The 14,321-nt window shown below is 71.9% G+C and carries 11 protein-coding genes and 1 pseudogene; 6 read left to right on the top strand and 6 right to left on the bottom strand.

Annotation, left to right across the window (positions count from 1 at the left end):
• Positions 1-521, bottom strand: a pseudogene (locus FPZ41_RS38440) (hypothetical protein); the annotation flags it as partial.
• A gap of 292 nt (positions 522-813) precedes the next feature.
• Entirely contained in the window at positions 814-2,196 is a 1,383-nt protein-coding gene (locus FPZ41_RS38435) for a transcriptional regulator (protein ID WP_152868430.1), read from the bottom strand.
• Between the two features lie 294 nt (positions 2,197-2,490).
• On the opposite strand from FPZ41_RS38435, the gene FPZ41_RS38430 reads away from it, so the two are divergent.
• From FPZ41_RS38430 to FPZ41_RS38420, 3 genes are all read left to right on the top strand, one after another.
• On the top strand, positions 2,491-3,174 hold the full coding sequence (locus FPZ41_RS38430; RefSeq protein ID WP_152868428.1) for a bifunctional DNA primase/polymerase: 684 nt from the start codon (positions 2,491-2,493) through the stop codon (positions 3,172-3,174).
• A 173-nt stretch (positions 3,175-3,347) separates the two neighbouring features.
• Positions 3,348-4,136: an ABC transporter ATP-binding protein gene (locus tag FPZ41_RS38425; RefSeq protein ID WP_131563327.1), complete on the top strand. Its 789-nt coding sequence runs from the start codon at positions 3,348-3,350 to the stop codon at positions 4,134-4,136.
• Positions 4,133-5,776, top strand: a complete 1,644-nt coding sequence (locus FPZ41_RS38420) for a transporter (protein WP_152868426.1) — start codon at positions 4,133-4,135, stop codon at positions 5,774-5,776. Before FPZ41_RS38425 ends, FPZ41_RS38420 begins: the two co-directional genes overlap by 4 nt.
• 137 nt (positions 5,777-5,913) lie before the next feature.
• Here the strand turns inward: FPZ41_RS38420 and FPZ41_RS38415 are convergent, their stop codons facing one another.
• Both FPZ41_RS38415 and FPZ41_RS38410 read right to left on the bottom strand, forming a co-directional pair.
• Positions 5,914-6,882, bottom strand: a complete 969-nt coding sequence (locus FPZ41_RS38415) for an alpha/beta fold hydrolase (protein WP_194236370.1) — start codon at positions 6,880-6,882, stop codon at positions 5,914-5,916.
• An 828-nt stretch (positions 6,883-7,710) separates the two neighbouring features.
• On the bottom strand, positions 7,711-8,403 hold the full coding sequence (locus FPZ41_RS38410) for a metal-dependent transcriptional regulator (protein WP_131563324.1): 693 nt from the start codon (positions 8,401-8,403) through the stop codon (positions 7,711-7,713).
• A 351-nt stretch (positions 8,404-8,754) separates the two neighbouring features.
• Here FPZ41_RS38410 and FPZ41_RS38405 point away from each other — a divergent pair, with 351 nt between their 5' ends.
• A complete protein-coding gene (locus FPZ41_RS38405) occupies positions 8,755-9,510 on the top strand; it encodes an SIS domain-containing protein (RefSeq protein ID WP_152868422.1) in 756 nt (251 codons plus the stop codon).
• Between the two features lie 200 nt (positions 9,511-9,710).
• Positions 9,711-11,153 (top strand): PAS domain-containing protein, encoded by a 1,443-nt coding sequence (locus tag FPZ41_RS38400; protein WP_322621267.1) that lies wholly within the window; start codon positions 9,711-9,713, stop codon positions 11,151-11,153.
• Positions 11,154-11,482: 329 nt separating this feature from the next.
• On the opposite strand, the gene FPZ41_RS38390 is transcribed toward FPZ41_RS38400, so the two are convergent.
• Positions 11,483-12,583, bottom strand: coding sequence for a citrate synthase 2 (locus tag FPZ41_RS38390; protein ID WP_152868420.1), 1,101 nt, complete (start codon positions 12,581-12,583; stop codon positions 11,483-11,485).
• Between the two features lie 390 nt (positions 12,584-12,973).
• Here FPZ41_RS38390 and pdxH point away from each other — a divergent pair, with 390 nt between their 5' ends.
• A complete protein-coding gene (pdxH, locus tag FPZ41_RS38385; protein ID WP_152868434.1) occupies positions 12,974-13,603 on the top strand; it encodes a pyridoxamine 5'-phosphate oxidase in 630 nt (209 codons plus the stop codon).
• A 98-nt stretch (positions 13,604-13,701) separates the two neighbouring features.
• Here pdxH and FPZ41_RS38380 read toward each other — a convergent pair whose 3' ends face one another.
• Entirely contained in the window at positions 13,702-14,274 is a 573-nt protein-coding gene (locus tag FPZ41_RS38380) for a TetR/AcrR family transcriptional regulator (RefSeq protein WP_322621268.1), read from the bottom strand.
• Positions 14,275-14,321: the final 47 nt, after the last annotated feature.

The following is a 14,321-nucleotide window of genomic DNA, read 5'->3' as shown; positions in this document are numbered from 1 at the left end:
GCCCCGTACGACGGCGGCTGGGCACCCTCGGGCGGCATCGCGCCGGGCGCGGGCTGAGCCGACTGGGGCGCCTGCGGGTGGGGCAGCTGGGCCTGCGGCTGCGGGTGGGCCTGCGGGTAGGCCTGCTGCTGCGAGGGGGCCTGTGGGTAGGCCTGCTGGGCCTGCTGCTGCGGCTGCGAGGGGGCCTGTGGGTAGCCCTGCTGAGCCTGCTGCTCCGGCGCCTGGGAATAGGGCTGCTGCGGCTGCTGCTGGGCCGGCGGCGGTGCGCCCCAGCCCTGGTCGCCCCACGCCTGAGCCGGTCCCCCGGCCTGCTGCTCACCCGGCGTGTACCACGGCTGGGCCGGCGGAGGGGCCGGGGCCGCCGACGCATCGGGGCCCCACGGCTCGTCCCAGGACCGGCCGGGCGCCGGTGCCGACTGCTGCTCGCCGGGCAGGAGGGGCGCGCTGCCATCGGAGGGCAGCACGATGCCTTCGCGCGGTATCCGCGCCGAGGGCTCCTCGCCCTGTCCACTCTGCGTCACCGGGACTCCTACGAACGGGGGATTTTCGGAATCGTCGGCTCACGCTACCGGGTCCCCACAAGCCGATGCCACGCAGCGCAGGGCGTGATACGTCACGGCCCCGCACCCCCCATAAGGGGCCGCAGACCCCCTTATGGGGCGCGGGGCTCTATCGATATGCGGCTCCGCCGCGATGGGGGTCCCCCCGCTCGAGCGCAGCCGAGAGTGGGGGAGCGACCAGCCACGAACAACCCGCCCCCCGCAACGAACCCAGCCCCAACGGCGCTGCCCGGAACCCGCTCAACCAGCGGAGCTAAGCCGCCTGCAACTCCATCCGCGCCCCGAACTCCCGCACCACCGGCTCGTCCCGGAACGGTTCGAGCCGCTGCTGGAAGTCCTCCAGATACTCGGCCCCGCGGTTCGACCGCAGCGTGCCGAGCAGATCGACCGCCTGCGAAGCCGTGTGACAGGCCTGCTCCACCTCGCGCCGCTGCACCTGCGCGGTGGCCAGCAGTACGAAGCCGATCGCGCGGCGCCGGGCGCGGGACTCGGGGTGCCCGTCGAGGGACTGCTGCGCGCACCGGGCCGCCGCGTCGGCCTGCCCGAGGTCGCGGTGGCAGTGCGCCAACTCGTCCGCCAGATAGGCCTCGTCGAAGTGCGCGATCCACACCGGGTCGTCCCCGGACGCCGGATCGGCCGCCTCCAGGGCCGTGACCGCCCGCCCGGAGGCCAGTTGGGCGGCGCGCGCGTCGCCCAGCAGCGCGTGCCCCCGCGCCTCCGCGGCGTGGAACATGGCCTCCGCGCGCGGTGTCACACGCCCTCGGGCCCCTTCCTGCGCCGCGCGCGCCAGTTGCGCGATCTCCCTCGGGTTCCCGAGCTGCGCCGCCAGGTGGCTCATGGACGCGGCCAGCACATACCCGCCGTACGCGCGGTCGCCCGCGGCCTGCGCGAGCCGCAGCGCCTGGATGTAGTAGCGCTGGGCCAGGCCCGGCTGACCGGTGTCGACGGCCATGTAGCCGGCGAGCTCCGTCAACCGCGCGACCGCCGCGAACAGTTCACGCCCGACGACCTCCCGGTACGAGCCCGCCAACAGCCCGGAGACCACACTGTTCAGGTAGTGCACGACGACCGGGCGCACATGCCCGCTGCCGTACTGGTGGTCCAGGTCCACCAGGGCCTGGGTCATCGCCTTCACGGCGGCCACGTCGGACTGCCCGACCCGCGGCCCCGCCGAGCGCGACACCTGCGAGTCGGGCGCGGAGATCAGCCAGTCACGGCTCGGCTCGACCAGCGCGGACGCGGCGACGGACGAACCCGAGAGGAAGTCCCGGCGGCCGACGTCGCTGCGCCACAGCTCGCAGACCTGCTCGATGGCGCCCAGCACGGTGGGCGAGAACTGCAGGCCCACGCCCGAGGCGAGGTTCTTGCCGTTGGCCATGCCGATCTCGTCGATCGTGACCGTACGCCCCAGCTTGCGGCCGAGTGCCTCGGCGATGATGGCGGGCGCCCGCCCGCGCGGCTGCTGTCCGCGCAGCCAGCGCGCCACGGACGTCTTGTCGTAGCGCAGATCCAGAGCGTGTTCCGCGCCGCACATGTTCACCCGCCGGGCCAGCCCCGCGTTCGAGCAGCCCGCTTCCTGAATGAGTGCCTGCAGCCGTTCGTTCGGCTGCCTGGCAACAAGAGGCCTTGCGGCCATGGCGTACCCCCTGTGGCATGCGGTGCCTGCCCACGCACCGAGTTGACGTGTCTTCAGTGACCGGAGAACCGAAAGAATCCGGCCTTGAAGATCAATGCCCCGCCGACATCACGACAATGCGGGACATGTGAGGATTGCCGGGGTAGTGACGACTACCGATCGACTACCGATCCCCCACACGTGGCTACCCAGCCCCCATGGACATTCCTCCTGCGCGCCCCCGGATATGCCCCCATGCGCCCCGGACGGGGGAGCGGTGCCCCTCCCCCGCGCATGTGACATCCGTAACCCCTGATGACGGCTAGAGTTGTGTTCATCGTGGAAGAGACCATCGCGGGCCCTGAAGCTGCCCAAATTCCCATGCAGCGCGGCGAATCGCTCCTGGAAGCCGCCGTACGTTACGCCGAAGAACGCCACTGGGACGTGTGCCCCGGTACATGGCTTGAAGCCGCCGACGGGGAGCATCACTGCTCCTGCGGACAGCCCGCGTGCGCCGTCCCCGGCGCACACCCGGCGCGCGAGGACTGGGCGTCGCAGGCCACGGGCAGTGCGACCGTCGCGCGCCGACTGTGGTCGCAGCAGCCGACCGCGTCGATCCTGCTGCCGACGGGCCTCACGTTCGACGTGATCGACGTGCCCGAGACCGCGGGACTGCTGGCGCTGGCCCGGATGGAGCGCATGGACCTCACGCTCGGGCCGGTGGCCTGGACCCCGGACCGGCGCATGCAGTTCTTCGTACTGCCCGGCGCGTCGGCGAAAATCCCCGATCTCGTACGGAAGTTGGGCTGGTCGCCGCTCTCCCTCGACCTGACGGCGCTCGGCGAGGGCGCGTACGTGACGGCTCCGCCGACCCGGTACGGGTCCCGGGGCGCCGTGCAGTGGGCCCGCCGCCCGACTCCGGCGAACCGGTGGTTGCCGGACGCGGAGGAGCTGATCTCTCCGTTGACGTACGCGTGCGGTCGGGACGGGCGCCGCTAGCTCCGCAGGGAGCGCCGTAAAACTGCGGGTGGTTCTGCGGCTGCGGGCAGTCTGTGGTTGCTCGCTCCCCCACTCTCGGCTGCGCTCGAGCGGGGGACCCCCATCGCGGCGGAGCCGCATATTCCGTACAGCCCCGCGCCCTGACGGGGCGCGGCCCTCGTATCGTGAGCGGCATGACTGAGGGCACAGTGGGCGGAGCCGCCGTACGCGTGCAGGGGCTCTGGAAGCGGTTCGGGCAGCAGGTCGCCGTCGCGGGGGTCGATCTGGAGCTGCCGGCGGGGCGCTTCATCGGGCTGGTCGGGCCGAACGGGGCCGGGAAGACCACCACCCTGTCGATGGTCACCGGCCTGCTGCGGCCGGACCAGGGCACCGTCGAGGTCGTCGGGCACGACGTGTGGCGGGACCCGGTGGAGGTCAAGGCGCGGATCGGTGTGCTGCCCGAGGGGCTGCGCCTGTTCGACCGGCTGTCCGGGCGGGAGCTGCTCGCGTACACGGGCAGGCTGCGCGGTCTGCCCGGCGCCGAGGTCGACAAGCGCGCCACCCAGCTCCTCGACGTTCTCGACCTCGCGGGCGCCCAGCACAAGCTCGTCGTCGACTACTCGACCGGTATGCGCAAGAAGATCGGCCTTGCCGCCGCCCTCCTCCACAACCCCGAAGTCCTGTTCCTGGACGAGCCCTTCGAGGGCGTCGACCCGGTGTCGGCCCAGACCATCCGCGGTGTCCTGGAGCGGTACACGGCCTCGGGCGCCACCGTTGTCTTCTCCTCTCACGTCATGGAACTCGTCGAGTCGTTGTGCGACTGGGTGGCCGTCATGGCGGCAGGCCGCATCCGCGCGCACGGTCCGCTCGCGGAGGTGAGGGGCGAGGCGCCCTCACTCCAGCACGCGTTCCTGGAACTGGTCGGTGCGAACGCGCGGGACACGGGTTCGGCTCTGGACTGGCTGGGCGGCGGGACGCGATGAGCACGGCCGCGGAAACGGGTACGGGCACGGGCACGGAACGGGCGTCCGCGGCAGGTCCTTCGATCACCCCCGTCGTCGTACGGCTGAAGCTGTCGCTGCTGCGCAACGGGCTGCGGCAGTCGGCCGGGCGGCGGGCCGCGTATGTCGCCTCCGCCGCACTCGTCCTGCTGTTCGCCGCGCTCCAGCTGATCGGGCTGATCGCGCTGCGGGGCAACGCGCACGCCGCGTCCGTGACCGTGCTGCTGGTGGCCGTGCTGGCGCTCGGCTGGGCGGTGATGCCGCTGTTCTTCCCGAGCGGCGACGAGACCCTCGATCCGACACGGCTGGTGATGCTGCCGCTGCGGCCGCGGCCGCTCGTCCGGGCGCTGCTGGTGGCCTCCCTGGTGGGCATAGGGCCGCTGTTCAGCCTGTGCATGCTGATCGGCTCGGTGATCGCGGTGGCGCACGGTGCGGCCGCGTACGCCGTCTCCGTCGTGGCCGTCCCGCTCGGGCTGCTGGTGTGTCTGGCCCTCGCGCGGGCCGTGGCCGCCGCCAACATCCGCCTGCTGACCAGCCGCAAGGGCCGGGACCTGGCCGTGCTGAGCGGTCTGGTGATCGCGGTCGGGGCCCAGCTCGTCAACTTCGGGGCCCAGCGCCTGGGTTCGGCCGGGCTCGGGCAGCTCGACCCGGCCGCGGACGTGCTGAGCTGGGTGCCGCCGGCGTCGGTGGTCGGCGCGGTGGACGCGGTGAGCGAGGGGTCGTACGGCGTCGGGGCGGCCCGGCTCGCGCTGAGCGCACTCGCGCTGGCCGGGCTGCTGTCCCTCTGGTCGCGCACCCTGACCCGGCTGATGGTCTCGCCGGACTCCTCCACACTCCCGGACGCCGAACCGGCACGGGACCGTACGCGGTCCGCGCGGCTCGGCCGGCTCCTTCCCCCGGGCCGCACCGGCACCATCATGGAGCGCAGCCTGCGGTACGTGTGGCGCGACCCGAAGACCAAGGCGGCCTGGGTGACATCGCTCGCCATCGGGCTGCTCGTCCCCGTCTTCAACGCCCTGCAGGGCACCGGCTCGATCTACTTCGCGTGCTTCGCCGCGGGGATGCTCGGCATCCAGATGTACAACCAGTTCGGGCAGGACACGTCCGCGTTCTGGATGGTCGCAATGACCATCTCGTCACCCAGGGACGCCTACGTCGAACTGCGCGGCCGCGCCCTGGCCATGCTGGTGATCACCCTGCCGTACGCGGCCCTCGTGACCGTCCTGACGACGGCGATGCTCGGCGACTGGCCCGCGCTGCCGGAGGTGCTGGGCCTGTCCTTCGCGCTGCTCGGCGCGATGCTGGCCACGGGTGCCTGGTCCTCGGCCCGCTTCCCCTACTCCATCCCGCAGCAGGGCTACAAGAACGTGGCCCCCGGACAGGCGGGCCTCGCCTGGCTGTCGATCTTCGGCGGCATGGTCGCGGCGGCCCTGCTGTGCGTTCCGGTCATCGCCCTCACCATCTGGCTCAACGTCACGGCGAACGGCGACGACTGGACCTGGCTCCTGCTCCCCCTGGGCACCGCCTACGGCACGGGCATCACCCTGCTGGGCCTCCGCCTGGCAGCCTCACGAACAGCGACGAGACTCCCGGAAATCCTGTCGGCGGTCAGCAAGGGCTGAGTCCCGCGCCTCTGAAAGGCCTGCGGCCCGTCAGGGGCGCGGGGCTGTATCGATTTGCGGCTCCGCCGCGCGGGCGCGACCAGCCACGACGACGCCGCAAGCCAAAAGACGACCCGCAGATCAATGGCGCTCGCTTTTTACGGCGCCCCGAGCGGAGCGATTCCGTCCAGAAACGGCTCGATCGCCGAGCGCCATGCATCCGGCTGGTCGTAGTGGATGAGGTGACCGGCGTCCGCGACCTCCGCGTACTGTCCGTTCGGCAGGACGCGGACCATCTCCTGGGACTCCGCGCGGCCCAGCTCGCCGTCGAGGCCACGGACGACGAGGGCCGGGCACTGGACCTGAGCGAGCTCCTCCCAGTGCGCGTCGTACACCCAGGTCTCGCGGGTCCTGAGCATCTGGTCGAGGTCGAAGACCGGGCGCCAGCCGTCCCCGCACTCGTGCATGACCTCGGCGTAGAACTCACCGCGGGACGGGTTGGGGCGCTCCACCGAGGGGTCGTCCTCGCCGAACCACTTGCGGACGTCGGCGAGCGTGGCGAAGGGCAGGGGCCAGGCCTTGAACCAGTTCTCCCACTCGCGCTGGGAGGCCGCGCCCAGCGCGGAGGCCCGCATGTCGCAGATGATCAGCCCGCACACCAGGTCCGGGCGCTTGGCGGCGAGCTGCCAGGCGGTCAGCGCGCCCATCGCATGGCCGATGAGGACGGCCGGGGCGAGCCCGAGCTGTTCGAGGGCGGCCTCGACGTCGTCGATGTAGGCCTCACGGGTGTACTCCGCCCCGGTCGGCTTGGCGCTCTGGCCATGGCCGCGCTGGTCGAGCGCGACGGCGCGGCGCCGCTCGGAGAGCCAGCGGGCGGTGGGCGCCCAGTGCGAGGCGCGACCCATCAGCCCGTGCAATAACAGCACGCCGGGAGCCCGCGCGGCCCCGGTGTCCGCCGGCCCTTCGGCCGCCTCGCCCCGCACCTCGTCCTGCGCACCGGACCCGTCGCCGGGACCGGCCCCGCCGGCGGGGTCCGGCCCGGTCGGGTCGGTCTTGGGAGGGTCCCCGAACTCCCAGGCCGCGAGACGTACGCCGCCCGCTCCGGTCACGTCGATGCGCCGCACCATTGGCACCCCCCAGGCTCCACTCGGACCGCTCAGCTCCCGTTTCGAGCCGGCCGGTCCACTCGTCCTACGGCTGTTGTTCTGCTGTTTCTACTGCTGGCCTTGCTCTTGCTCTCGGTGCTGAAGTTGTGCTGCTCTCGTGTGCCGCTTGTGACGGCCGATCTTGATTGTTACAGCGCGCGCCACGCCAGATACGTCACGTGCGCACATCCCGGCACACGTTCCCCGGAAGTGTTTTCGCCTCTCCCGCGCGTGTTTCCCCAACACCCGCAACAGACCCCCAGATTATCGAATAGGTATTCGAAGAGGTCGTTTCTGGCGGCAACACCCCTCATTCGAGTGACCCCCCGCCAGGATTGTCCGCCGTCGCCGCGGGGAGATCTTCACCGGGAGGCGGACCGCTCGGGGAAAACGGTCCGAGGGGAATGACCCTGAGAGCTCGGGGCTCCGGGTCAGCACAGGGGAGGACAGGCCCCGGCGCCATGTGGCGCCGGGGCTCTCCACGTCTCTGCGGCACATCATCCCGTCCCCTCCCCGGCCCACCGTGACATCGCCGCCCCGGCCGGCCAAGAGCCCTCAGGTCATATGCCTCACGCGCAAGCGTCGCACGGGAACGACGAGAGCGCTGCGATTCGGGCCAGTGAATCTCGGATCGGTCCGAGCACGATCTCGGAAGCCCCGACCGATCAGCGGCCCGTGTCCGGCACGATCGCCGGAGCGGCCAAGCTGCGGCACAACTACCGCTCCAGCCCCAGCAGCCAGGCCACCCCGGGGGACAGCGAGTCCCACCCGGGGGGACAGCGAGTCACCCCGCACCGGCTGTACGGTCGCTCAGCGCTTGGCCACGAAGACGTGCGAGGCGACATCGGACTGCAGCTCCGCGGCCTCGCCGCCACTGCCCACCAGCACACCGCCCGCCGACTCCGTCACGCTCACCACGGAACCCGGCTGCACACCCGCCCGCCGCAGGGTGTACATCAGCTGCGCGTCCGTCTGGATCGGCTCACCGATGCGCCGTACGACGACGGTCTTGCCCTCCGGGCCCGGGTCGAGGTCGGACAGCGACACCATGCCCTCGTCCAGGAACGGGTCCGCGCCGTCCTTCTCGCCCAGCTCCTCCAGGCCCGGGATCGGGTTCCCGTACGGCGACTCGGTCGGGTGGCGCAGCAGCTCCAGCACGCGGCGCTCCACGGCCTCGCTCATCACGTGCTCCCAGCGGCACGCCTCCGCGTGCACCTGCTCCCACTCCAGGCCGATCACATCGACGAGCAGGCACTCCGCGAGACGGTGCTTGCGCATCACGCGCGTGGCCAGGCGGCGGCCCTCGTCCGTGAACTCCAGATGGCGGTCCGCGGCAACCGACACCAGACCGTCGCGCTCCATGCGCGCCACCGTCTGGCTGACCGTCGGGCCGCTCTGGTCGAGCCGCTCGGCGATCCGGGCGCGCATCGGGACCACACCTTCCTCCTCCAGTTCGAGGATGGTGCGGAGATACATCTCCGTGGTGTCGATCAGTCCGGACATTGGTGTGCCCCTCGATGAGATCAGCCGAGTGCTCGACGGCTCCCCGGCGTGTGCGCTGGCCCTGGATTCAATTCTGCCGGATACCACTGACAACCGTGCCGCGCCCGTGGAACCACGCGGTGACGACTGGGGTCACGACCGTACCGACGGGAACGCGGAACCGTCTCCCCGGGCCACGATCCGGCGCGCGGCCAGGGTGTGGCGCGTACCGGCCGCTCGTACTCGCTCGTACTCACTCGTACGGACAGAGACGTTGACAGGGAAGTGGTCCAGACCGCACCGTGATCGGCATCCGCTCCGCGGGCGCGGGAACCGCGACGGGCGACACCTGAACCGGGAGGGCTGTTTCGGATGGGCGACAGCAAGCTGGCCGAGCGGTTCTTCGACGCCGCGACGGACCTGCTGCGGCAGGTGCGGGACGAGGAGGCGGAGGCCATCGCGGCGGCCGGCACGCTGATCGCGGACACCGTGGCCGACGGCGGCCGGCTCTTCGCCTTCGGCGCGGGGCACTCCTCGCTCGCCGCCCAGGACATGGTCTACCGCGCGGGCGGCCTCGCCCTCATGAACCTCCTCGCCGTGCCCGGCGCCGTCGGCGTCGAAGCACCCGCCACGCTCGGCTCCGCCCTGGAACGCGTCGACGGCCTGGCGACCGCGGTCCTGGACACCAGCCCGCTCCGCTCCGGCGACCTCCTGGTGATCATCTCCCTCTCCGGCCGCAACGCCCTCCCGGTCGAGATGGCGGCGCACGCCCGCGAGCTGGGGGTGAGGGTCATCAGCGTGACGTCGGTGGCGTACGCCTCGCAGACGGCCTCCCGGCACGCCTCCGGCACGTACCTGAAGGACCACTGCGACGTCGTCCTCGACTCCAAGATCCCCGTGGGCGACGCGGAGCTGACCGCCGAGAACATCGAGGCGCCCTTCGCCCCCGCCTCCACCGTCGTCACCACCGCCCTGCTCCAGGCCGTCATGGCCACCGCCGCGGGCACCCTGGCCGACCGCGGTACCGAACCCCCGCTCCTGCGCTCGGGCAACGTCGACGGCGGCCACGAGTGGAACGGCCGCATCATGCGCGAGTACGGCGACCGGATCTTCTACCTGCGGTCCTGATCTCCTACCTGCATCTCCTACCCGCGGTCCCAGGTGCGCCCCGAGTGGTGCGTGGGAACCGTGAGGTGGAAATCCGGCGTACAACGATTTCCCCCAATCTTGCGCGAAGCCGATGTGCGCTGCGTCACGTTCGAGTTGAATGACCAGTGAGTAGCAAACCGACGCGCCGTACGTGCGGACGCAGCCTGCAGGGGGTTCAGGTGAGTGCTTCCCGGCGTAGTGGGACCACGGACGAACTGGGGCCCGACGAGCCCGAGCGCGGAACGGGCGCGCCCGCGGCCGACCCGGCCGGATCCGCGACCGCGGCGGACGAGCCCGAGCGCGACGACTCGGATCTCCTTGCCGCACTGCTCGACGGGATGGACGCCGCGCTGTGCGCGTTCGACGCCGAAGGGGTCGTCACGCACTGGAACCGGGAGGCCGAGCGCATCCTCGGCTGGACCGCCACGGAGGCCGTCGGACGCCACGGGTTCGCCGGCTGGGCCGTACGCACGGCCGACGCCGAGGAGGTCGAGAGGCGGCTCCTGTCCGCCATGCACGCCCCCGGACGACAGGTGCACGAGTTCGCGCTGCTGACCAAGGACGGCGGACGCGTCCTCGTCCGCACCCAGTCGGCCGCCGTACGCGGACCCGACGGCAAACCCGCCGGCGTCTACTGCGCCTTCAGCGAGGTGCACGCACAGATAGACCTGGAGCGGTCCATCGCCCTCAGCGAGGCGCTCTTCGAGGACGCCGCCTGGGGAGTCGTACTCGTCGACGCCGACCTGCGGCCCGCCGTCGTCAACGCGCACGCGGCCCGCTCACTCGGCACCGGACGTACGGCCCTCCTCGGACGCCCCCTCGGCGAGCTCCTCACCCAGGGCGTCGAGGAACTCGAAAGCGCCCTCACCCACGTACTCGCCGAGGGCGCCCCGCCCGCACCCGCCGAGATCTGGGTGGGCGTGCGCACCCCCGACGGCGAGAAACGGCGCTGCTGGCGCAGCGGCTTCCTGCGCCTGGCCTCGCCCCTCGCGGAGGAACCCGTCCCCCTCGGCGTCGGCTGGCTCTTCCAGGACGTCACCGAAGCCAAGCTGAGCGAGCAGGAAGCCGCGCTGCTCCGCTTCCGCACCAACCAGCTCCACCGGGCCACGCGGGCCGCCGCCGAGTGCGAGGACCCCGCCGAGGCCGCCACTGTCCACCTCGACTTCTCCCTCGCCGGCTTCGCCGACCACGCGATCGTCGACCGACTGGCCCCGGGCCCGACGGCGGACGCCGACGCCCCGGTACGGCTCGTACGCGCCGCCGCGACCCCCTCCGGCGCCCCCGGCCCCAGCCACCTCACCGGCCACGCGGGCCTTCCCGTCCGCTACCCCGAGGGCCACCCCGCCCTCCAGTGCGTCGACCGCGCCGGCTCCGTACGCTCCAGCGCCGACACCACCACCCCCGAGACCGCCCGAGCCTGGGCCACCGCCCGCCAGTGGCCCCCCGACACCGTCCACGCCCTGTGCACCGTCCTCCGCAGCCGCGGCCGCACACTGGGCGTCGTGACCTTCCTGCGGGGCGCAGGCCGCACCCAGTTCGCACGCCCCGACGCGACGTACGCGGAGGACGTGGCGGCGCGGATCGCGGGAGCGCTGGATCTGGCGGGGTTGGTGGCGGAGTAGCCGACGAGTCCGGTAATCACCTCGGAAAATGGCTTGAGCACCCCCGCACTCCTTCTTAGGGTGGGGTCCACGCCCGAAAGGAGGTGATCCGGTACATGTATGAATCCCGGACGCGCGAGGTGGCTGCGGGCTAGCGGCCCGTCACCACACTCAGTGCGGTGCCGGACCAGCGCGTGAGACGAGCGCGCAGCCGGCCCAATCTCAAGCAGTCACCCGACCCGCAGGCTCGCCGGTACGTCCGGCCGGCTTCTCGCTGTGAGGCGAGGACCAGAGCCTGCGGGTCGTCTGCGTTGTGGGGCACCCCGAGGGCTCAGGGCGCCCCGGCGGTCTCAGCGCGCCATGTCCTCGTAGCCCTCGATCTCGCGCGGATTGCGGGGGCCGGGGCCCACGTAGCGGGCGGAGGGGCGGACGAGGCGGCCCGTGCGCTTCTGTTCCAGGATGTGGGCCGACCAGCCAGCCGTGCGGGCGCAGGTGAACATCGAGGTGAACATGTGGGCGGGGACCTCGGCGAAGTCCAGGATGATGGCCGCCCAGAACTCGACGTTGGTCGCCAGGACGCGGTCCGGGCGGCGGGCGTGCAACTCCGCCAGGGCCGCCTTCTCCAGGGCCTCGGCGATCTCGAAGCGGGGGGCGCCCAGTTCGCGGGCCGTGCGGCGCAGGACGCGGGCGCGCGGGTCCTCGGCCCGGTAGACGCGGTGGCCGAAGCCCATCAGGCGCTCGCCCCGGTCCAGCGCCTGTTTGACGTATGCCTCCGCGTCGCCCGTCCGCTCGATCTCCTCGATCATGTGCAGGACTCGGGAGGGGGCGCCGCCGTGCAGGGGGCCGGACATCGCTCCCACCGCGCCCGACAGCGCCGCCGCCACGTCCGCGCCGGTGGACGCGATGACGCGGGCCGTGAACGTGGACGCGTTCATGCCGTGCTCCGCGGCGCTCGTCCAGTACGCGTCGACGGCCGCCACGTGCTTGGGGTCCGGCTCGCCGCGCCAGCGGATCATGAAGCGTTCGACGACGGTGCGGGCCTTGTCGATCTCGCGCTGCGGGACCATGGGCACGCCCTGGCCCCTGGCCGACTGGGCGACGTAGGACAGGGCCATGACGGCGGCGCGGGCGAGGTCCTCGCGGGCCTGTTCGGCGTCGATGTCGAGGAGGGGTTTCAGGCCCCAGACCGGGGCCAGCATGGCGAGCGCCGACTGCACGTCCACACGGATGTCACCGGAGTGGATGGGGATGGGGAAGGGCTCGGCGGGCGGCAGGCCGGGGTTGAAGGCGCCGTCGACGAGCAGGCCCCATACGTTGCCGAAGGAGACGTTGCCGACCAGATCCTCGATGTCGACACCCCGGTACCTGAGGGCACCGCCCTCCTTGTCCGGTTCGGCGATCTCCGTCTCGAACGCGACGACTCCTTCGAGTCCGGGTACGAAGTCGGACATCAGGCGGCTCCTCGTGATGTGTGCGACGGATGTGGCGGGTTCCCGTGTGGTGCGTGACCTGGGCTGTCTGTGGTCGGAAAGCGGTGTTCACCTGTCGGATCCACGGTCTTTTCGAAGACTCGCGGTCCTGAGCGGTCACCCCGGTGATGCCCCGTACGGTCGGCGGTCATCCAACCGGAACGATGGCAGAACGATATCCCTGAGTGCCACCTTTGGGGAGACCCCGTGGCACTGAGTGCCATGGAGTGAGGAAGGACACCCCGGGACGCCCTGCGGCACCCCGCGTACGGACACTCGCCGTGCGACCGGGGGCGTATACGGCAGGATGACCATGTGACCGATCACGAAGCCGCCTACGATCCGTCCTCCCCCCTTCCGGACCCCGCCGCCATGCGCAAGCAGTACCGGGCCGAGGGACTCGACGAGGGCGAGCTGGCCGGGCACCCGATGGCGCAGTTCGAGAGGTGGTTCCGGCAGGCCTCGGCCGAGGGCGCGGTGTTCGAGCCGAACGCCATGGTGGTGTCGACGGCGGACGCGGAGGGCCGGCCGAGCTCCCGTACGGTGCTGATGAAGGCGTACGACGAGCGGGGCTTCGTCTTCTACACGAACTACGAGTCCCGCAAGGGCCGTGACCTGGCGGAGAACCCTTACGTCTCGCTGCTGTTCCCCTGGCACCCGATCGCCCGGCAGGTGATCGTGATCGGTACGGCCCACCGTACGGGCCGCGACGAGACGGCGGCGTACTTCCGCACCCGGCCGCACGGCTCCCAGCTCGGGGCCTGGGCCAGCGTGCAGTCCGCGGTGATCCGCTCGCGTGCCGAACTGGACGCGGGGTACGAGGAGTTGAGCACCCGCTACCCGGAGGGCGAGCAGGTGCCGGTGCCGCCGAACTGGGGTGGTTTCCGGGTCGTGCCGCAGTCGGTGGAGTTCTGGCAGGGACGGCCCAACCGGCTGCACGACCGGTTGCGGTATGTGGCGGAGCCGGACGGGTCGTGGCGGGTGGAGCGGCTCAGTCCCTGAGAGGAGCGGCTCAGCTCCTGAGTGCGGCTGCCCGTACGGGCGAGAGAGAACCGGCGAGAGAGAACCGTACAGCTGTCTCTCAGGCCTGCGGTTTTCGCTCAGGCGAGCGCCTCGTCCAGCAGTACCGCCCACTGCGCCACCACCCGGTCCCGGCGGCCGGTGTCGTCGGTGAGCAGGTTGGCGAGGCCGAGGCCGCGGGCCATGTCGAGGAGGCCCTGGACGGTCTCGCGGACGCCGGGTACGGACTCGTCGGCGCCGAGCAGGTCCACGGCGATCCGGTGCGCCTCGCGGCCGACGTGGGCCTCCAGTTCCGTGACCCGCGGGCGGAGCTGGTCCTCGTTGGAGGCGGCGACCCACAGGTGGAGGGCGGCGCGGAAGAGGGGGCCGGTGTAGAGGTCGACGAGGGCGGCGATTACGGCCCGGCGGTCGGCGGCGCCCTCGGGGAAGAGGGCGCGCAGGGCCGTGGAGCGCTCTTCGGCGACGTACTCGACGGCCGCGGTGAACAGGTCCTCGCGGGTGGGGAAGTGGTGCTGGGCGGCGCCGCGGGAGACCCCGGCGCGTTCGGCGACGACGGACACCGTGGAGCCCGCCCAGCCGTGTTCGGCAAGGCAGGCGACGGCGGCTTCCAGGAGCCGCTGCCGGGTGGCCCGGCTGCGGTCCTGCTTGGGCACACGGTCGGAAACGCGGTCGGGAACGGGGGCGGCGGTGGGGGTGGGGT

Source organism: Streptomyces acidicola, assembly GCF_009377235.1.
Taxonomy (GTDB): domain Bacteria; phylum Actinomycetota; class Actinomycetes; order Streptomycetales; family Streptomycetaceae; genus Streptomyces; species Streptomyces acidicola.
This window is presented reverse-complemented; position numbering and strand designations above follow the sequence as displayed.